Annotated in this window: 15 protein-coding genes; 7 read left to right on the top strand and 8 right to left on the bottom strand. The window is 73.3% G+C overall.

All coding sequences use genetic code 11. From position 1 onward, the window contains the following. The first annotated feature begins 6 nt into the window (after positions 1–6). Positions 7–1,935 (top strand): ABC transporter ATP-binding protein, encoded by a 1,929-nt coding sequence (locus tag QIT00_RS21715; RefSeq protein WP_282537011.1) that lies wholly within the window; start codon positions 7–9, stop codon positions 1,933–1,935. Between the two features lie 82 nt (positions 1,936–2,017). Here QIT00_RS21715 and QIT00_RS21710 read toward each other — a convergent pair whose 3' ends face one another. From QIT00_RS21710 to QIT00_RS21690, 5 genes are all read right to left on the bottom strand, one after another. Next, positions 2,018–3,334 carry an RNA polymerase sigma factor gene (locus QIT00_RS21710; protein WP_282537002.1) on the bottom strand — a complete coding sequence of 439 codons (1,317 nt, stop codon included), beginning with the start codon at positions 3,332–3,334 and terminating at the stop codon, positions 2,018–2,020. Between the two features lie 212 nt (positions 3,335–3,546). Then, positions 3,547–5,457, bottom strand: coding sequence for a DNA primase (dnaG, locus tag QIT00_RS21705; protein WP_282537001.1), 1,911 nt, complete (start codon positions 5,455–5,457; stop codon positions 3,547–3,549). 46 nt (positions 5,458–5,503) lie between these two features. Then, positions 5,504–6,769, bottom strand: coding sequence for an NAD(P)/FAD-dependent oxidoreductase (locus QIT00_RS21700; RefSeq protein ID WP_282537000.1), 1,266 nt, complete (start codon positions 6,767–6,769; stop codon positions 5,504–5,506). Positions 6,770–6,930: 161 nt separating this feature from the next. Further along, positions 6,931–8,211 (bottom strand): deoxyguanosinetriphosphate triphosphohydrolase, encoded by a 1,281-nt coding sequence (locus QIT00_RS21695; protein ID WP_282536999.1) that lies wholly within the window; start codon positions 8,209–8,211, stop codon positions 6,931–6,933. A 366-nt stretch (positions 8,212–8,577) separates the two neighbouring features. Further along, on the bottom strand, positions 8,578–9,303 hold the full coding sequence (locus QIT00_RS21690; RefSeq protein ID WP_408909820.1) for a sirohydrochlorin chelatase: 726 nt from the start codon (positions 9,301–9,303) through the stop codon (positions 8,578–8,580). 724 nt (positions 9,304–10,027) lie between these two features. Between QIT00_RS21690 and QIT00_RS21685 the strand changes: the two genes are divergently transcribed. Further along, positions 10,028–10,747: a SanA/YdcF family protein gene (locus QIT00_RS21685; protein WP_408909819.1), complete on the top strand. Its 720-nt coding sequence runs from the start codon at positions 10,028–10,030 to the stop codon at positions 10,745–10,747. A 108-nt stretch (positions 10,748–10,855) separates the two neighbouring features. Further along, positions 10,856–13,261, top strand: a complete 2,406-nt coding sequence (locus QIT00_RS21680; RefSeq protein WP_282536998.1) for a molybdopterin oxidoreductase family protein — start codon at positions 10,856–10,858, stop codon at positions 13,259–13,261. 63 nt (positions 13,262–13,324) lie between these two features. On the opposite strand, the gene QIT00_RS21675 is transcribed toward QIT00_RS21680, so the two are convergent. Both QIT00_RS21675 and cutA read right to left on the bottom strand, forming a co-directional pair. Beyond that, positions 13,325–13,777 carry a gamma-glutamylcyclotransferase family protein gene (locus QIT00_RS21675; RefSeq protein WP_282536997.1) on the bottom strand — a complete coding sequence of 151 codons (453 nt, stop codon included), beginning with the start codon at positions 13,775–13,777 and terminating at the stop codon, positions 13,325–13,327. Then, positions 13,774–14,118 (bottom strand): divalent-cation tolerance protein CutA, encoded by a 345-nt coding sequence (cutA, locus tag QIT00_RS21670; protein WP_282536996.1) that lies wholly within the window; start codon positions 14,116–14,118, stop codon positions 13,774–13,776. The genes QIT00_RS21675 and cutA overlap by 4 nt, the downstream gene beginning before the upstream one ends. Positions 14,119–14,369: 251 nt before the next feature. Between cutA and QIT00_RS21665 the strand changes: the two genes are divergently transcribed. Both QIT00_RS21665 and QIT00_RS21660 read left to right on the top strand, forming a co-directional pair. Then, positions 14,370–15,119, top strand: a complete 750-nt coding sequence (locus tag QIT00_RS21665; RefSeq protein ID WP_282536995.1) for a hypothetical protein — start codon at positions 14,370–14,372, stop codon at positions 15,117–15,119. A 74-nt stretch (positions 15,120–15,193) separates the two neighbouring features. Next, the gene (locus QIT00_RS21660) at positions 15,194–16,462 is read left to right on the top strand and encodes a sensor histidine kinase (RefSeq protein ID WP_282536994.1); all 1,269 of its coding nucleotides are present in this window, start codon (positions 15,194–15,196) and stop codon (positions 16,460–16,462) included. A gap of 14 nt (positions 16,463–16,476) precedes the next feature. Here the strand turns inward: QIT00_RS21660 and QIT00_RS21655 are convergent, their stop codons facing one another. Next, on the bottom strand, positions 16,477–17,148 hold the full coding sequence (locus QIT00_RS21655; RefSeq protein ID WP_282536993.1) for an NADPH-dependent FMN reductase: 672 nt from the start codon (positions 17,146–17,148) through the stop codon (positions 16,477–16,479). Positions 17,149–17,212: 64 nt separating this feature from the next. Here QIT00_RS21655 and soxR point away from each other — a divergent pair, with 64 nt between their 5' ends. Together soxR and QIT00_RS21645 are read left to right on the top strand one after the other, a co-directional pair. Continuing rightward, the gene (soxR, locus tag QIT00_RS21650) at positions 17,213–17,668 is read left to right on the top strand and encodes a redox-sensitive transcriptional activator SoxR (RefSeq protein WP_282536992.1); all 456 of its coding nucleotides are present in this window, start codon (positions 17,213–17,215) and stop codon (positions 17,666–17,668) included. 329 nt (positions 17,669–17,997) lie between these two features. After that, the gene (locus tag QIT00_RS21645; protein ID WP_282536991.1) at positions 17,998–18,627 is read left to right on the top strand and encodes a hypothetical protein; all 630 of its coding nucleotides are present in this window, start codon (positions 17,998–18,000) and stop codon (positions 18,625–18,627) included. Positions 18,628–18,690 lie beyond the last annotated feature (63 nt).

Here is an 18,690-nt window from a genome sequence, read left to right as displayed (position 1 = left end):
AGCCTGATGGCCGGGCCTGGCGGGCGGATGATGGCCGGGGGCGGCCCCGATCAGCGTTCTCTGGATTTCAAGGGCTCGGGCAAACGCCTGCTCGCCCAGTTCGCGCCGCAGCGCGTGACGATGTACGCGATGCTCGTGGCGGTGTTCTTCAGCGTCGCGCTCTCCGTGGTCGGCCCGAAGATCCTCGGCAAGGCCACCGACCTGATCTTCGCGGGCATCGTCGGACGCGACATGCCCGAGGGCGCCACCAAGGAGCAGGTGCTCGACGCGATGCGCGAGCGCGGCGACAACGGTGTCGCCGACATGCTCTCGGGTACGGACTTCACACCGGGTGAGGGCATCGACTTCGCGGCCGTGGGCGAGATGCTGCTCCTTGCCCTGGGCGTCTTCCTGGCCGCCGGACTGCTGATGGCGGTCGCGACCCGGCTGGTGAACCGGGCGGTCAACCTGACCGTGTACCGGATGCGCGAAGACATCCAGGCGAAGCTGTCGCGGCTGCCGCTGTCGTACTTCGACAAGCGGCAGCGCGGCGAGGTGCTGAGCCGTGCCACCAACGACATCGACAACATCGGGCAGACGCTCCAGCAGACCCTCGGGCAGCTGGTGAACTCCCTCCTGACGATCGTCGGCGTCCTGGTGATGATGTTCTGGATCTCGCCGCTGCTCGCCCTGGTCGCGCTGATCACGGTGCCGCTGTCGTTCGTCGTCGCGACGAAGGTCGGCAAGCGGTCGCAGCCGCAGTTCGTGGAGCAGTGGAAGTCCACGGGCAAGGTCAACGCGCACGTCGAGGAGATGTACACCGGGCACGCCCTGGTGAAGGTCTTCGGGCGGCAGGAGGAGTCGGCGAAGCTCTTCGCGGAGCACAACGACTCGCTGTACGAGGCGAGTTTCAGGGCCCAGTTCAACAGCGGGATCATGCAGCCGCTGATGCTCTTCATCTCCAACCTCAACTACGTGCTCGTGGCCGTGGTGGGCGGTCTGCGGGTGGCGTCGGGCACGCTGTCGATCGGTGACGTGCAGGCGTTCATCCAGTACTCGCGGCAGTTCTCGATGCCGCTGACGCAGGTCGCGTCGATGGCCAACCTGGTGCAGTCCGGCGTCGCGTCCGCCGAGCGGATCTTCGAGCTCCTCGACGCGGACGAGCAGGAGGCCGACCCGGTGCCGGGCGAGCGTCCTTCGCGGCTGCGCGGGGCGGTCGCCCTTGAGCAGGTGTCGTTCCGGTACGAGGAGGACAAGCCGCTCATCGAGGACCTGTCACTGGCGGTCGAGCCGGGCCACACGGTCGCGATCGTCGGCCCGACGGGCGCGGGCAAGACCACGCTGGTCAACCTGCTCATGCGGTTCTACGAGGTCACGGGCGGGCGGATCACCCTCGACGGGGTCGACGTGGCGAAGATGTCGCGGGACGAGCTGCGGTCCGGGATCGGCATGGTGCTCCAGGACACCTGGCTGTTCGGCGGGACGATCGCGGAGAACATCGCGTACGGGGCGTCGAAGGACGTCAGCCGGGCCGAGGTCGAGGAGGCCGCGCGGGCCGCGCACGCCGACCGGTTCATCCGCACGCTGCCCGACGGCTACGACACGGTCCTCGACGACGAGGGTTCGGGTGTCAGCGCCGGTGAGAAGCAACTGATCACGATCGCGCGGGCGTTCCTCTCCGACCCGGTGATCCTGGTCCTCGACGAGGCGACCAGCTCCGTGGACACCCGTACGGAGGTGCTCATCCAGCAGGCGATGGCACGGCTCGCGCACGGGCGTACGTCGTTCGTGATCGCGCACCGCCTTTCGACCATTCGCGACGCGGACACGATTCTCGTGATGGAGGACGGGGCGATCGTCGAACAGGGCTCGCATGCGGGGCTGTTGGCGTCGGACGGTGCGTATGCGCGGCTGTACAAGGCGCAGTTCGCGGAGGCTGTGGTGGAGGTGGAGTAGGGGGTCCGGGTCCGGATAGGGGCGCGGGGCTGTGACATTTGCGGCTCCGCCGCAGGGCGGGACCGCGTCCGGAAGCCGAACCTCAGTCCAAGTACCCCCTCAACTGATCCGCGAACGCGTGGTCGCGGAGTTTGTTGAGGGTCTTGGACTCGATCTGGCGGATCCGTTCGCGGGTCACGCCGAAGATGCGGCCTATCTCCTCCAGGGTGCGGGGCCGGCCGTCCGCGAGGCCGTACCGCAGCTGCACCACCTTGCGTTCGCGCTCACCGAGGGTGGAGAGGACGGCCTCCAGATGCTGGCGGAGCAGCAGGAACGCCGCGGACTCCACGGGGCTCGCGGCGTCGCCGTCCTCGATGAGGTCGCCCAGGGACACGTCGTCCTCCTCGCCCACGGGGGCGTGCAGGGAGACGGGCTCCTGGGCGAGCCGCAGCACTTCGCCGACCCGCTCGGGCGGCAGTTCCAGGTGTGCGGCGACTTCCTCGGGGGTGGGTTCGTAGCCGCGTTCCTGCAGCATGCGGCGCTGGACGCGGACGACGCGGTTGATCAGCTCGACCACGTGCACGGGGACGCGGATGGTCCGGGCCTGGTCGGCGAGGGCCCGGGACATGGCCTGGCGGATCCACCAGGTGGCGTATGTCGAGAACTTGTAGCCGCGCGCGTAGTCGAACTTCTCGACCGCCCTGATCAGGCCGAGGTTGCCCTCCTGGACGAGGTCGAGCATGGTCAGGCCGCGGCCGACGTAGCGCTTGGCGACGGAGACGACGAGGCGCAGGTTGGCCTCGATCAGGCGGCGCTTGGCCATCCGCCCCATGACGACCAACTTGTCCAGGTCCAGGGCGAGTTGGCTGTCCAGGGCGAGTTGGCCGTCCAGGTCGGGGCTGCGGGTCAGCTTCTCCTCGGCGAAGAGCCCGGCCTCGACGCGGCGGGCGAGCTCGACCTCCTCGGCGGCGGTGAGCAGCGGGATACGGCCGATCTCGCGCAGGTACTGCCGGAACAGATCCGCCGACGGGCCGGGGCTCTCCGTGCGTACGGGGCGGGGCTCGGGCGGTTCGGCCGGTTCCGCGAGCTCGGTGGGGTCGCGCGGCTGCGGTTCTGCCTGCTCGGCGCCCGCGGTCTCCGTCTCCGTCTCCGTCTCCGGGTGGTGGGCGGCCCGGCTCTGCGGCGGTACGACTTCGATGACGTCGGCGGCGCCGGGGGTCGGTTGCGTCAACGTCTGGGTCTGGGTCTGCACGGGGGCGACCTCCAGGGTGATCGCCGCCGCATCGGGGGTGTGCGGCAGCGGTACGTCCGGGGCGGTACCGTCGGCCGCGCCGCCGTCCGCCCCGTCATCGATGAACGGATCCGCGGGGTTGTCGGGCCCACGCCCGGTGGGCCGGCCGCGCTCCGAAGACTCAGGCACCGCCCCCAGTGTGGGGTACGACACATCTCCGCGAGGAGGGGCGTGCGGCCACTTTCTGAGTCCGGTCCGTGACCGCCGGTTACTCAGGCGTCAACTTCGCGTGGGCGTACGGGGGTTGGCGCGGGCTGTCGCCCACCCGGATATACGGGCGTCGGCGCGGGCCGTCGCCACAGCACGCCGCGCGTGCGTACGGGGAGGCGCTCAGGCCGTCGTCACAGTGCGTCGGCGCCGCGCTCGCGCAGGGCACGGCCGTACTGCTGGAGGACCCACAACTCGTTCTGGGCGGCAGCGAGTTGGGCCGGGTCGGCGTGCGGGCCGAGGCGGGCGAAGCTGCCCTGCAGGTCACGGACGCGGCGGTCGACGGCGCGCAGGCGGACCTGGACGAGCTGCTCGCCGGCGTACACCTCGTCGACCGTGCGCCGCATGATCGCCTCCACGGCCAGCTCGGTGACCATGGCCCGCACCGTGTCGTCCGGCGCCGCGTCCCGCACGCGCGCGAGGTAGTCCGAGGGGTCCTGGACGCCCTGCTCGGCGCCGCCCGCGTACGCGACGGCCTCGCGCACCGCGGCGTAGGGCGGGGCGGTGAACTCGTCCGCGCCGTACGCGTCGAAGGCCGGGGAGACCAACTGCGGGTACTGCAGGGCGAGTTTGAGTAGCTCGCGCTCGGTGCGGTGGGCGGGGCTGCGGAGGTTGAGGGCGGGGCCGCCGGGGGGCCTGTTCTGCGGCGCCCCCTGGACGTACTGCGGGGCGTGCTCCCTGGACTGCTGCGGGGCGGGGCCGCGGCCGCCGCGGTCACGGGCCCAGCGGGCCAGTTGGGCCACGCGCTTGACGACGAACTGGGTGTCGAGGATGCCGAGCATGCCGGCGAGCTCGACGGCCACTTCGTGCTGCGCGCCGCTGTTCTTGATGCGGGCCACGATGGGGGCGGCCTCGTCCAGGGCGGCGGCGCGGCCCGCGGGGGTCTCCAGGTCGTACCGGTTCACGATCTGGCGGAGGGCGAACTCGAAGAGGGGCGTGCGGGGTTCGACCAGGTCTACTACCGCCTCGTCGCCCTTCGCGAGGCGCAGCTCGCAGGGGTCCATGCCGTCGGGGGCGATCGCGATGTACGTCTCGGCGGCGAACTTCTGGTCGTCCTCGAAGGCGCGGAGGGCGGCCTTCTGGCCCGCGGCGTCGCCGTCGAAGGTGAAGATCACGCGGGCCGAGCCGTTGTCCATGAGCAGCCTGCGGAGGATCTTGATGTGGTCGCCGCCGAAGGCCGTGCCGCAGGTGGCGATCGCGGTGGTGACACCGGCGAGATGGCAGGCCATCACGTCCGTGTACCCCTCGACCACGACCGCGCGGGAGGACTTGGCGATCTCCTTCTTCGCCAGGTCGACGCCGTAGAGGACCTGGCCCTTCTTGTAGATCGGGGTTTCGGGGGTGTTCAGGTACTTCGGGCCGTTGTCGTCCTCGCGGAGCTTGCGGGCGCCGAAGCCGACGACCTCGCCGGAGATGTCCCGGATCGGCCACATCAGGCGGCCGCGGAAGCGGTCGATGGGGCCGCGGCGGCCCTCCTGGGAGAGGCCGGAGAGGGTCAGCTCCTTGTCGGTGAAGCCCTTGCCGCGCAGGTAGCGCGTGAGGTGGTCCCAGCCCGCCGGGCTGTAGCCGACGCCGAAGTGCGCCGCCGCGGCCTGGTCGAAGCCGCGCTCGGCGAGGAACTTGCGGCCGATCTCGGCCTCGGCGCCGCCCAGCTGCTCCACGTAGTACTGCGCGGCGATCTTGTGTGCCTCGACCAGGCGGATGCGCTCGCCGCGCTGGTGAGAGGGGTTGTACCCGCCCTCTTCGTACCGCAGCGTGATGCCCGCCTGGGCGGCGAGGCGCTCGACCGTCTCGGAGAAGGTGAGGTGGTCGAGCTTCATCACGAAGGCGATCGTGTCGCCGCCTTCCTGGCAGCCGAAGCAGTGGAAGAGCCCCTTGCTCGGGCTGACCTGGAAGGACGGTGACTTCTCGTCGTGGAAGGGGCACAGGCCCTTCAGATTGCCGCCGCCGGCGTTGCGCAGCTGGAGGTACTCGGACACGACGGCGTCGATCGGGACCGCGTCCCGTACCGCCTTCACGTCCTCGTCATTGATCCGTCCTGCCACGCGTGAATTCTACGGGGCCGGTGTGACAGTCCGGGTCGGTGGTCCGTCAGCCCTCCAGGAGCGATTCCAGCGGAACGGACGGGTCCGCGAGACGGTCCGGGTCGGGGCGGGCCCCGGCCTTGATCAGGGCCTGGATCGGCTCCGTGACATCCCAGACGTTCACGTTCATGCCCGCGAGGACCCGCCCCTCGGACAGCCAGAACGCGATGAACTCCCGCTTCGTGGCGTCCCCGCGGATCACCACCTGGTCGTAGCTGCCGGGCGGCGCCCAGCCGGAGAACTCCAGGCCGACGTCGTACTGGTCGGAGAAGAAGTACGGCACCCGGTCGTACGTCACGGGCCTGCCGAGCATCGCGCGGGCGGCTGCCGGGCCGCCGTTGAGGGCGTTGGCCCAGTGCTCGACGCGCAGCCGGGTCTCGAACAGCGGGTGGTCGGCGGAGGCCGCGTCGCCCGCCGCGAAGATGTCCGGGTCGGAGGTGCGCAGGCTCGCGTCGACCGCGATGCCGCCGCCGTGCGCCCGGTCGGCCATGGTCAGCCCGGCGGCCTCGGCGAGGGCGGTGCGCGGGGCGGCGCCGATGGCGGCGAGGACGTCGTGCGCGGGGTGCTCGTCGCCGTCGTCGGTGCGGGCGGCCAGGACCATGCCGTCCTGGCCGGTGATCTCGCTGAGCCGGACGCCGAAGTCGAAGCGGACGCCGTGCTCCTGGTGCAGATCGGCGAAGAGCCGGCCGATCTCGGGGCCGAGGACGGAGTACAGCGGCGTCGCCTCGGGTTCGACGACGGTGACCTCCGCGCCGTACTCCCGGGCGGCGGCCGCGACCTCCAGGCCGATCCAGCCGGCCCCCGCGATCACCAGGTGGCCGTTGTCCCGGCCGAGCGCGGCGAGGACGCCCTTGAGGCGCTCGGCGTGCGCGATCCGGCGCAGGTGGTGCACGCCCGCGAGGTCGGTGCCCGGGATGTCGAGGCGGCGGGGCTCGGAGCCGGTGGCGAGGAGCAGCTTGTCGTAGCGCACGCGGGTGCCGTCGCCGAGGCGGACCGCCTTGTCGGCGCGGTCGACGGCTACGGCCGGTAGGCCGAGGTGCAGCTCGATGTCGTGCTGTGCGTACCACGCGGGCTCGTGCACGAAGACGCTGTCCCGCTCCTCCTTGCCGAGCAGGAAGCCCTTGGACAGCGGGGGGCGTTCGTACGGGTGCTCGCGCTCGTCACTGATGAGAATCACCCGGCCGGTGAAGCCCTCCGCACGAAGGGTTTCGGCCGCCTTGGCCCCGGCCAGTCCGCCTCCGACGATGACGAACGTCTGATCCGCGTCGACCACTTGATGCCTCCTCACAACCTTGCCGCCACTTGCGGGCGTCCCGCACGCAGCGTGGCCGCCATCTCGAGCGTCCCGCACGGAGCGTAGTGGGGGAAGGGGCCGTCCCCTCAGTGTCACCCCTGTGTGGCTCGATCACATCAGGTGCGCGCGGCGGGCCGGGGTCAGGTCCTGCCGCCCACCAGACGCGCGTGCAGGGTCCGCGCGGAGGCGTCGGTGAGCGCCGCGATCTGGTCGATCACGACCCGCTTCCGCGCGGTGTCGTGCGGCGCCGCGTCGAACAGGGCCCGGAACTGCGGGTCGAGGCCTTCGGGCGCACGCGCGGTGAGGGCCGCGGCGAGCTCCGCGATGACGACGCGCTGGTCCGCCCGGAGCCGCTCCTGTTCGTCGCGCTGCATCACGTACCGGTCGGCGACGGCCTTGAGGACGGCGCATTCATGGCGGGTTTCGTTCGGTACGACGAGCTCCGCGGCGTAGCGGGTGAGGGGGCCGGTGCCGTACCTCGCGCGCGTGGCGCCTTCCGCGGCGAGGCAGAAGCGGCCGATCAGCTGGCTGGTGGCGTCCTTGAGGCGGGCCTGGGCGACCGCCGTGCCGTCGTAGCCGTGCGGCCACCACTCCTGGTCGAGGAGGCGGTCGAGGGCGGCGGACAGCTCGGCCGGGTCGGTGTCCTCGGGAACGTACCGCCCCAGGGCCACGGCGAAGATCTCCTCGCGCTCGGGCTCTGCGTGCAGGCAGTTGGGGTCGATGTGGCCCGCGTGCAGGCCGTCCTCGACGTCGTGCACCGAGTACGCGACGTCGTCCGACCAGTCCATGACCTGGGCCTCGAAGCAGGTGCTGTGACCGGGGGCGCCCTTGCGGATCCACTCGAAGACGGGGCGGTCGTCGTCGTACACGCCGAACTTCACGGAGTCCGGGTCGGTGGGGTGTGCGCCGCGCGGCCACGGGTACTTGGTGGCGGCGTCCAGCGCCGCGCGGGTGAGGTTGAGGCCGACGCTGACGGGTTCGCCGGTGTCCTCGGCGTGCATGAAGCGCTTGGGTTCGAGGCGGGTGAGCAGGCGCAGCGAGTGGGCGTTGCCCTCGAACCCGCCCACGTCCGCGGCGCATTCGTTGAGGGCCTGCTCGCCGTTGTGCCCGAAGGGCGGGTGTCCCAGGTCGTGCGACAGGCAGGCCGTCTCGACCAGGTCCGGGTCACAGCCGAGCGCGGCGCCCAGCTCGCGTCCGACCTGGGCGCACTCCAGCGAGTGCGTCAGGCGGGTGCGGGGGCTGGCGTCCCAGGCCTGACTGCGCGTGCCGGGCGTGACGACCTGCGTCTTGCCGGCGAGTCTGCGCAGCGCGGAGGAGTGCAGCACGCGCGCGCGGTCACGCTGGAAGGCCGTCCGGCCGGGCCGCTTGTCGGGCTCGGGCGCCCAGCGCTCCGTGGCGAGTTCGTCATACGTCCAGGACATGCGTCGACAGTAGCCCGCGCGTGGCGTCCACCGGCTCGTCCCCCAGCGGCCAGCGCATGGGGCTCCGCCCCTCGGGGAGCTTCCTGCGGCCCGTCCGCCTCACGCCGACGCGGCGAGAGGGGCCTGTCCCACCGGGGACGACGACGCGAACCCGCGGGCCGCCTCGCGGTAACGGTGCACCAGCAGTTCGGCCAACGCCGGATGCGTACCCAGAGGAGCCGACGCGACGCCGGGAGCCACCCCCGCGGCCGGGGGCGGTGAAGCGGCCGGGGGCGGTGAAGCGGCCGGGGGCGGTGAAGTACGACGCGACGGCCACGCGGTGGCGGCCGAGGGGCTGGAGGACGAGCTTCCCCAGGCCCGTCCGCCTCACGCCGACGCGGCGAGAGGGGCCTGTCCGACCGGGGACGACGACGCGAACCCGCGGGCCGCCTCGTCGTAACGGTGCACCAGCAGTCCGGCCAACGCCGGATGCGTGCCCAGAGGGGCGGACGCGACGCCCGGAGCCACCCCCGCGGACTGCGCGGCGAAGCGGCCGGGGGCCGTGAAGTACGAGGCGACGGCCACGCGGTGGCGGCCGAGGGCGGCGAGGGCACGGACCGCGGCGGGGACCGTCGGGGACGCGGCGGAGGCGTACGCGGGGACGACGGGGACGCCGAGGCGCTCGGCGAGGGCGGAGGCCGTGGCGCGGGTGTCGGCGAGGCCCTCGGGGTCGCGGGAACCGGCGGCGGCCAGCACGACGCCGGTTCCCGCTTCCTCCGGGAAGCCCGCCTCGACCAGCCGGTCGTGGAGCGCGTCGACGAGCAGCGGGTGGGGGCCGAGCGGCGCGGCGACCCGGGCGTCGAGGTGCGGGGCCGCGGCGGCGGCAGCGGGCAGGTCGTGCTTGACGTGGTAGCCGCGACCGAGCAGCAGCGGTACGAGGACGGCCCGGCCGGGGGCGAGCCGGGCCAGGGTGTCGGGGAGCAGCGGCTCGTTCAGCTCGATGTGGCCGAGGTGGACGGCCGTCCCCGGCCGCAGCGCGCGCACCGTGGCGAGCAGGGAGCGCACGGTGGCGAGCGTGCGCGGGTCACGGCTTCCGTGCGCCACGACGACCAGCGGCGGCGGCGCGACGGGGCTCCGGGGAGCGGTGCGGCGGACGCGGCTGAGGCGGCTGAGGTGGCTGAGGCGGCTTCCTGCGTGGCTGGTGATCTGGTCGAGGAGCTGCGATGCCGTGGTGGCCAGAGGGTCCGGGGAGGCCTGGGGGGCCTGGGGGGCCTGGGGGGCCTGGGGGGCCTGGGGGGCCTGGGGGGCCTGAGGGGCCAGCAGGACTTGGGAGGCCAGCAGGGCCTCCCGGGCTTCTGGGGCCCCTGGAGCCTCCGGGGCCTCCGGCGCCTTCCGGGCCTCCCCCCAGACCGCTTCGTCCCCCAGAGTCGCTGCGGCCCCCCAGCCCTCCGGGGCCCCCGGAGTCGCTGCCGCCCCCGGGTTCGCTACGGCCTCCGGAGTCGCTAGAGCCCCCGGGGTCGCTGCCGCCCCCAGGTTCGCTGCCGCCCCCGGCAGCACCGCGTCCGCCCGCCGCAGGGGCTCGCGGGGCGCGGTGGCCAGGGTTTCCGTTGGGGGCCCCGGGTGTTCGCCGGGTGTGTGGGTCGGCGTCATGGGACAAGGCTGGCGTGCCGACGTTGCCTGGTGATTGCACGGTGATGACGGTCGATGTCCCCCGGCTCACGAGGGCGGGGCGGCGATTGTCAGACCCTCGTCGCACACTTGTCCTCGTAGGTCGGTCGACGGCGGACCGGGCCGGGGGGCCGCGGGGGAAGCCGGGAACGGGGGAATCGTGGGAAGCATGCGGGGCGGGGAGAGCCGGGCGGAGAGTCGGCGGTGGCTGCGGCGGCGGCCGTGGATGCGGTGGCCGCGGGGGCGGCGGGAGTGGCGGCTCACGGTGCAGGCCGTGATGCTCGCCTGCGTCCTGGCGCTGCTGCCGGCGACGTGGATGCACGCCGCGGCGGCGGACCGGGTGCGCGACCCCGGTGACGTGCCGCGCACGCAGGTCGCGATGGTGTTCGGGGCAGGTCTGTGGGGCGGCGAGCCCTCGCCGTACCTGGCGCACCGCCTCGACGCGGCGGCGGAGCTGTACCGCGCGGGCCGCGTCCAGGTGGTCCTGGTCACGGGCGACAACAGCCGGGAGGAGTACGACGAGCCGGACGCGATGCGCAGATACCTGACCGCGCGCGGCGTCCCGGACCGGCGGGTCGTCAGTGATTACGCGGGCTTCGATACCTGGGACTCGTGCGTGCGCGCGAGAAAGATCTTCGGCGTGGACCGCGCGGTGCTGATCAGCCAGGGCTTCCACATACGCAGGGCGGTCGCCCTCTGCCGCGACGCGGGCGTGGAGTCGTACGGCGTGGGGGTGGACGAGCCGCACGACGCGACCTGGTACTACGGCGGCGTCAGAGAGCTGATCGCCTCCGGCAAGGCCGCGGCCGACGCGCTGTTCGAGCCGGACCCGCACTTCCTGGGCCCGCGCGAGGACGGGATCACGCGGGCGCTGGCGTCCGAGCGCTGAGTGATTCCGGGTCCTCACCGCCGGCCGGCGCGGCCGCTGAGGTACGCGTACCTGGCATGTAACCCGGCACACCGTGCTCCGTAACAAGCCGGACCCACGCTGGAGCGCATGCACATCACCACGGCATCGCCCACCCCCACGCACTGCCCGTACTGCGCGCTGCAATGCGGGATGGGGCTGGCTCAGGACCCCGGTAGGGACGGGGGTCTGGCCGTGGTGGAGCGGGCGTTCCCGGTCAACCGGGGCGCGCTGTGCGGCAAGGGCCGTACGGCGACCGAGGTGCTGTCCTCCCGGGTGCGCCTGACCGAGCCGCTGATCCGGACCCACGCCACCGGCAGGCTCGAACCGGCCACCTGGGAGGAGGCGCTCGACCGGATCGCCGAAGGGCTGTCCCGCACGCGCGCGGAGCACGGTCCGGACGCGGTCGGGGTGTTCGGCGGAGGTGGGCTGACCAACGAGAAGGCGTACGGACTGGGGAAGTTCGCGCGGGTCGTGCTCGGCACGTCGCAGATCGACTACAACGGCCGGTTCTGTATGTCGTCGGCGGCGGCTGCCCATCAGCGGGCGTTCGGCCTCGACCGGGGCCTGCCGTTCCCGCTGGAGGACATTCCGCAGACCGGCTGCGTGATCCTGGTCGGCTCGAACCTCGCCGAGACGATGCCGCCCGCGCTGCGCTACCTGACCGAACTGCGGGAGAACGGCGGCACGTTGATCGTCGTCGACCCGCGCCGCACCCGCACGGCGGAGCAGGCCGACCTGCACCTCGCGCCGCGCCCCGGCACGGACCTGGCGCTGGCGCTCGGCCTGCTGCACCTGGTGGTGGCGGAGGGGCGTACGGACGAGGCGTACATCCGGGAGCGTACGAGCGGCTGGGCGCAGGCGCGGGCCGGGGCGATGGCGCACTGGCCGGAGCTGGTGGAGCGGATCACCGGGGTGTCGGTGCCCGAACTGCGGGAGGCGGTACGGCTGTTCTGCGCGCCGGAGAACGCCATGGTGCTGACCGCGCGGGGGCCCGAGCAGCAGTCCAAGGGCACGGACACGGTGGGCGCGTGGATCAACCTGGTCCTGGCGACGGGCCGGGCGGGGCGGCCGCTCTCCGGGTACGGCTGCCTCACGGGACAGGGAAACGGACAGGGGGGACGCGAACACGGCCAGAAGGCGGACCAGTTGCCGGGTTACCGCAAGCTGACCGATCCGGCGGCCCGGGCGCATGTCGCGGAGGTCTGGGGCGTGGACCCGGAGTCCCTGCCGGGACCGGGGCGCAGCGCGTACGAGCTGCTCGACGCGCTCGGCGGGGACGTGAGGTCGCTGCTGCTCATGGGCTCGAACCCGGTGGTGTCGGCGCCGCGTGCGGCGCATGTCGAGGGGCGGCTGCGCTCGCTCGACTTCCTGGCGGTGGCGGACGTGGTGCTGTCGGAGACGGCCGCCCTTGCGGACGTGGTGCTTCCGGTGACGCAGTGGGCGGAGGAGACCGGTACGACGACGAACCTGGAGGGGCGGGTGCTGCTGCGCCGGCGGGCGATCACGCCGCCGGACGGGGTCCGTACGGATCTGTTCGTGCTGCATGAGCTCGCGGCGCGGCTCGGCGTGGAGAAGGGGTTCCCGACGGACCCGGAGGAGGTGTTCGAGGAGCTGCGGCGGGCTTCGGCGGGCGGGCCCGCCGACTACTCGGGGATCACGTACCGCCGGCTCGCGGAGGAGGACGGCGTGTTCTGGCCGTGCCCGGCGCAGGCCGGGACCGACGGCGCCTCCGGAGACGGGGAGGACTCGGGGCTCGACGCGACGCCGGACGACCCGGCGAGCGACCCGGCGGACGATCCCGAGGGCGTTCCGGCGGGCGATCCGACGAGCGGACTCCCGGGCGATCCGACGAGCGAGCTCCCGGGCGATCCGACGAGCGAGCTCCCGGGCGATCCGACGAGCGGACTCCCGGGCGATCCGACGAGCGGGCTCCCGGGCGATCCGGCGAGCGGACTCCCGGGGGAACCGTCAGGCGAACTGCCGGGCGAGGGCGGCGAGTTCGTGTCGGCCGGGGTGCACCCGGGGACGCCGCGGCTGTTCCTGGACCGGTTCGCCACTGAGGACGGGCGGGCCAGGTTCGTACCGGTGACGCACCGGGCGGCCGCGGAGGAGCCGGACGCGGAGTTCCCGGTGCTGCTGACCACGGGACGGGTGGTGGCGCAGTACCAGTCGGGGGCGCAGACCCGGCGCGTGGCCGAGCTGAACGCCGCCGCCCCCGGCCCGTTCGTGGAGCTGCACCCGCAGCTCGCCGCGCGGATCGGTGTGGCGGACGGGGAGGACGTGACGGTGGTGTCGCGGCGCGGTACGGCGGTCGCGCCGGCCAAGGTAACGCGGACGATCAGGCCGGACACGGTGTTCATGCCGTTCCACTGGGCGGGCGAGGGCCGGGCCAACACGCTCACGCACCCGGCGCTCGACCCGGTGTCGCGGATGCCGGAGTTCAAGGTGTGCGCGGTGCGCCTGGAGCGGACGGCCTCGGCGGAGGCGGCGTAACCGCCACAGCTACCGCCACCGCCACAGCTACCGCCACCGGCACCGGCACCGCCACCGGCACAGCTACCGCACCGTCCGCCAGTCCCCGCTCGCGATGATCCGGGCGCGGGCGCGCAGCCGGGTGCGTACGGCCGGGGCGGCGACGTAGACCCAGGCGCGGCGGGCCGAGCCGTCCGGGAGGCGCACGTCGCGGGCGACGCGTTCGTAGTCGTTGTCCGGGTCGCCGGGGCGGTAGTCCTCCAGGCGGTCGAGCTCGCCGAGGAGACCGGCGTACGACTCGGGCCTGGCGGTGAGGAGTTCACCGTGTACGGGCCCGGCGCCCGGCTCCTCCACCACGTACGGGTAGCCGGGGCCCTCGTGCAGGGCGGCGTCCGGGAGCAGGGCGGGGGTCTGCGCCTCGACGCGGCCGCCCAGGTGGGCGTCGTGGTGGTACTCGCCGGGGCGCAGCGTCCCGTAGACGAAGAACGGCAGCGGGGCGGAGGGCTGCGGGGAGGTCTGCCCGGCCGGGTCGGTCACTTCGCGGTCTCCGCCCGGACCCAGCGCAGGTAGTCGGCGCTGCCGCGGACCACGGGGGTGGCGATGATCTCCGGGGTGTCGTAGTCGTGGGTGTCGGTGATCCAGCGTTCCAGGGCGGGGTAGCTGTCGGCGGTCGTCTTGAGCAGCACCTGCCACTCCTGGTCGGTGGTGACGGCGCCCTCCCAGCGGTAGACGGACGTGACCGGCCCGGACACCTGGGCGCAGGCGGCGTGCCGCGCGGCGACGGCGCCCTCGGCGAGGGAGCGGGCCTTGTCGGCGGAGTCGGTCGTCGTCAGCACCGTGAGCACGATGTCGACGGGGATGTCGGGGAGTTGCTCCATGTCTGCCTCCATGTCTGCAGTGGCTCCAGGTCGGCCGGGGACGTTACCGCAGGTCCCGGGACCAAAGTCCCGACGTACAGAATCCGCCCGCTCTACTGCCGTCTGTTACACAACGTCCGGATTTCCGTGATGGGCGCTGCCTACCGTCGACAGCGGTGGCCGGCCACCAGCCGAATCCCCGGCAAGTCCCCCGGTCGGTCGGCCACCCCCTCCCCCTCCCCTCCCCCATGCTCCCAGCGACGAATGGCGCCATGATCTCCCGTTCCCGACTGCTGCCCGGCGCCTCCGTCGCCGCCGTCGCCGTCGCGCTCGCCGCAGCCCTGCTCGGGCTCGCCGGGTGCGGTGCGCCGGGCGGGCTCGCCCGGGGTGAGACCGCGCCGTCCGTCGCCGTGCAGCCGAGTCCGGAGGCGGTCTGGCCGTCCTGGTCGGGCCGGTCGCCGAAGTCGCCCGCGGCCGACACGACCGAGCATCAGCCGCCGCCCCGGCCGCTGGAGGGCGTGCGGGTACCGGCGGGCGGCCTCGGCCAGATGTCCGTACAGGACGTCCTAGAGGCCGACCCGCGCGTGAAGCAGTACGCGGACCGGGAGCTCATACACCGCCCCGGCCGCGCCGGGATCCGCCCGCCGAGCCTCTCCGACCTGACCGGCGACGGCCGGCCCGAACTCCTCGTCGCCATCGACACGGAGAGCGGCTCGACGGTGATCACGGCCTACCGCGAGCTGCGCGGCGAGGTCGTCCCGATCCTGCTCGCGCGCGGCAAGCGCGTCACCGTCGAACAGCTCGGCACCGACCTGGTGCTGCGCCAGCCGTGCGCGGACGGCGGGGAGCAGGCGATCCGGTACCGGTGGAACGGCGAGCGGATGTCGACGGCCAGCGACACGAAGACGTACGCGAAGACACCGCCGAGGTCGTACGCGAAGACCCTCCCGCCCCCGAGCCCCTCGCCGACCACCTCCGCCTCGCCGAGCCCGACGCCCCACTCCTCGGACACCGCCCGATGAAGCCCGCCCCGCACGCCAATTCCCGTACCCGCCAAGCCGTCCGAGCCGTCCGAGCCGTCCGAGCCGTGCGAGCCGTGCGAGCCGTGCGAGCCGTGCGGTCCGGCCTCACCGCGCCCGGTCTGCGCAGGCAGATCTCCGCGCTGCTCGCCGCCGGCTGCGCGCTGGTCGCGCTGGCGATCGGGCTGCTCATCCACCACGCGCGCTACGAGCAGGTGGCGAGCGCGGCCCGTGCGTCGGCGGTCGCGGACCTGGTGCGGGTGCGGCAGTTGTACGAGGTGACGGGTCAGGTCGACCAGGACGGCACCGACGCGGCCCTCGACGGCCCCGACGTGCCGGACGACCTGCGCGGCGCGGCGCTCGCGGGGCAGCGGACGACGTACCTCGACCTGTCGGGCAGGCGGCCGTCGGTGTGGGCCGCCCGGCCGATCGGCGACCAGGTGCTGTCCGTACGCCGCTCGCTGGCCGCGGAGCGGGACGAACTGGAGGATCTTGACCGGCAGTTGCTGGCCTGGGGCACTGTCGTCGTAGCGCTCGCCGCGCTCACGGGCGCGGCCCTGGCCGGCCGGGTGAGCCGGGATCTGCGGACGGCGGCGGCGACGGCGCGCCGGATCAGCGCGGGTGACCTGGACGCCAGGATCGGGCACCCGAGACCGCCGAGCTCGCGCGACGAGGTGGCCGAACTGGCCGGCGCCGTCGACACGATGGCCGCCAGCCTGCAGCGCCGCCTGGAGGCCGAGCAGCGGTTCACGGCGGATGTGGCGCACGAACTGCGCACCCCGCTCACCGGTCTGCACACGGCGGCGGAGCTGCTGCCTCCGGGACGGCCGACGGAGCTGGTACGGGACCGGGTCGCCGCGATGCGCACGCTCACCGAGGACCTGCTTGAGGTGGCCCGCCTGGACGCGCGGGTCGAGCGGCCGGACCTGGACGCGCATCCGCTCGGCACCCTCGTCGAGGGGATCCTGCAGCGCACGGGCCACCCGCACCCCGTACGGGGCGCCGCCGGGACCGTCGTCCGCACCGATCCGCGCCGCCTGGAGCGGATCCTGGACAACCTGCTCGCCAACGCCCGCCGGCACGGCGCCGGGCCGGTCGAGGTCCTGGTCGACGGGACGGCCGTGACCGTACGCGACCACGGCCCGGGCTTTCCCGACCGGCTGCTCGTGGACGGCCCGCGGCGCTTCCTGACCGGCGCGCTGGAGCGCGGCCAGGGCACCGGCCTCGGCCTGACCATCGCCCTCGGCCAGGCCGAGGTGATCGGCGCCCGGGTCGAGCTGAGCAACGCGGCGGACGGCGGCGCCCGGGCGACCGTGCACCTGCCCGCCGAGCCGGGGCCCGGATGACCCTCAACCCACCCTCACCTCCCGTACGGGCGTACCGCCTTCGCGTCCCGCAGGGCGAGGGCCCACCAGGTCAGCTGGTCGAGCAGGACCTTGGCGGCGGCGTCGGGGCCCGCGGGGTCCAGGTGGTTGCCCTCGTCGTCGAAGTGGGCCTGGGCGCCGTGGAAGGAGACGGTGTCCCGGACCGTGACGGCATGCAACTCGGCGAAGACCTGGCGCAGTTGCTCCACCGCCCGCAGACCGCCGGAGATCCCGCCGTACGAGACGAAGGCCACCGGCTTGGCCTGCCACTCGGCGCGGTGCCGGTCGATCAGGTTCTTCAGGGCCGCCGGGAAGGAGTGGTTGTACTCGGGCGTGACGACGATGAAGGCGTCGGCGGCGTCGAGCTGCGCCGCGACCCGTACGAGCCGGTCCCGTACGGCGGGCTCGGGGTGCGGCGAGAAGACGGTGGGCAGCTCGGCCTCGGCGACGTCGACCACGTCGACCGTCAGGTCCTCGCGGGTGCGTACGCGGGAGAGCAGCCAGTCGGCGATCACGGGGCCGAAGCGGCCGTGGCGGTCGGAGCCGATGATCACGGCCACGCGCAGGGGAGCGGTCGTGGCGGACGCAGCGGACGCAGCGGAAGTGGCGGAAGTGGCGGAAGCGGCGGAAGCGGTCGTGGCAGTCGTGGCAGTCGTTGCTGAAGTCATGCCGACAAGCCTGATAGTTAAACCATAGTTGAGGTCAAGCCCCTCAAGAGCGCATCCTTGACGCATGCCTCAACTCGCCTGGAACGCCAAGGAAGCCACCGTCGGAGAGCTGGCCGAGCGCAGCGGGGTCGCACCCTCCGCGCTCCGGTTCTACGAGCGCGAGGGCCTGATCCACAGCCGCCGTACCTCGGGCAATCAGCGCCGGTACAGCCGCGACACCCTGCGCCGGGTCGCGTTCATCCGGACCTCGCAGCGGCTCGGCATCCCGCTCGCCACGATCCGCGAGGTCCTCGGGCTGCTGCCGGAGGACCGTACGCCGACGCGGGAGGACTGGGCGCGGATCTCCGAGTGCTGGCGCTCCGACCTCGACGAACGCATCCGTACGCTGCAGCGGCTGCGCGACCACCTCACGGACTGCATCGGCTGCGGGTGCCTGTCCCTGGACCGGTGCCGCCTGTCCAACCCGGGCGACGAGCTCGCGGACCACGGCCCGGGCCCACGCCGCCTCCTGGAGGACTGAGGCTTCTGGAGGACTGGAGCTTCTGGAGGACTGGGGCTTCTGGAGGACTGGGGCTTCTGGAGGACTGAGGCCGAACCGGCGGCATGCCACGGTCACCCGTTCACAGCCCTGCGCCCAGGACTTCGGGTACTCCCGGGTACTCCCCCGCCGCACCCCCATGACCTGCTGGAACGCCACCGCCGAAGCGTCGTGGGGGGCCTCGGTGCGCGGCCGGAGGGCGGTCACCGGCAGGCGTGCCGGGCCGAGTGCGACGAGCCTCGTACCAAGGGCGCGACCGACTCAGCGGCACATGGGGGTGCAGCGGGCCGCGCTCTCTCGGAGGACTGAGCATGCGCACCGCCACCCGCCGACCGCTGACCGCAGCGCTCGCCGTCGCCGCCTCCGTGTGCCTCGCCGCGGGGCCCGCCTGCGCGATCACCGCAGAGGCGGGTCCGGCGCACGCGATCACCGCAGGCACAGGCCCGGCGCACGCGATCACCGCAGAGGCCGGTCCGGTGGCGGCGGCGGTGGCCGAAGGCGATCCGCCCGACACCAGCCTCGACCTCTACCCCGCCACCGTCACGCCCGGCGACAAGGTCACGGTGCACACCCTCGCCTGCGGCGTCCGCTCCCGCGCCAGCGGTGACGCCAGCGCGGTAGGGGCGGGCATGTTCAAGCTCGCGGTCGGTACGCACGACGAGGTCGTCGTCGGCCGCTTCAAGGTGCCGGCGTCCGCCTCGCCCGGCACGTACTCGATCCGCGCGCGATGCGCCGACGGCAGGGAGGTCGCGGGCGATCTCATGGTGAGCCTGACGGCGCCGTCGGAGCCGGTGAACCCGAAGGGACATGTGAAGACGGGGGTCGGCGGCGCGCTCGGACCCGACCCCGTGCAGACCGCGGCGGGCGTGGCGGCCCTGGCCGTCGCCGCCGCGGGCGGTACCTGGCTCCTGCATCGCCGGGCGAGAGGCGACGGGATCTGACCGGACAACCTCCGCTGTCCACCGGTACCGCCGCCCCCGCCCCCTTCGAGTCCGCCTCCGCAC

Source organism: Streptomyces luteolus (assembly GCF_029968015.1).
Classification (GTDB): Bacteria; Actinomycetota; Actinomycetes; order Streptomycetales; family Streptomycetaceae; genus Streptomyces; species Streptomyces luteolus.
Note: the sequence above shows the minus strand (reverse complement) of the source record. Positions and strands in the feature narration are given on the sequence as shown.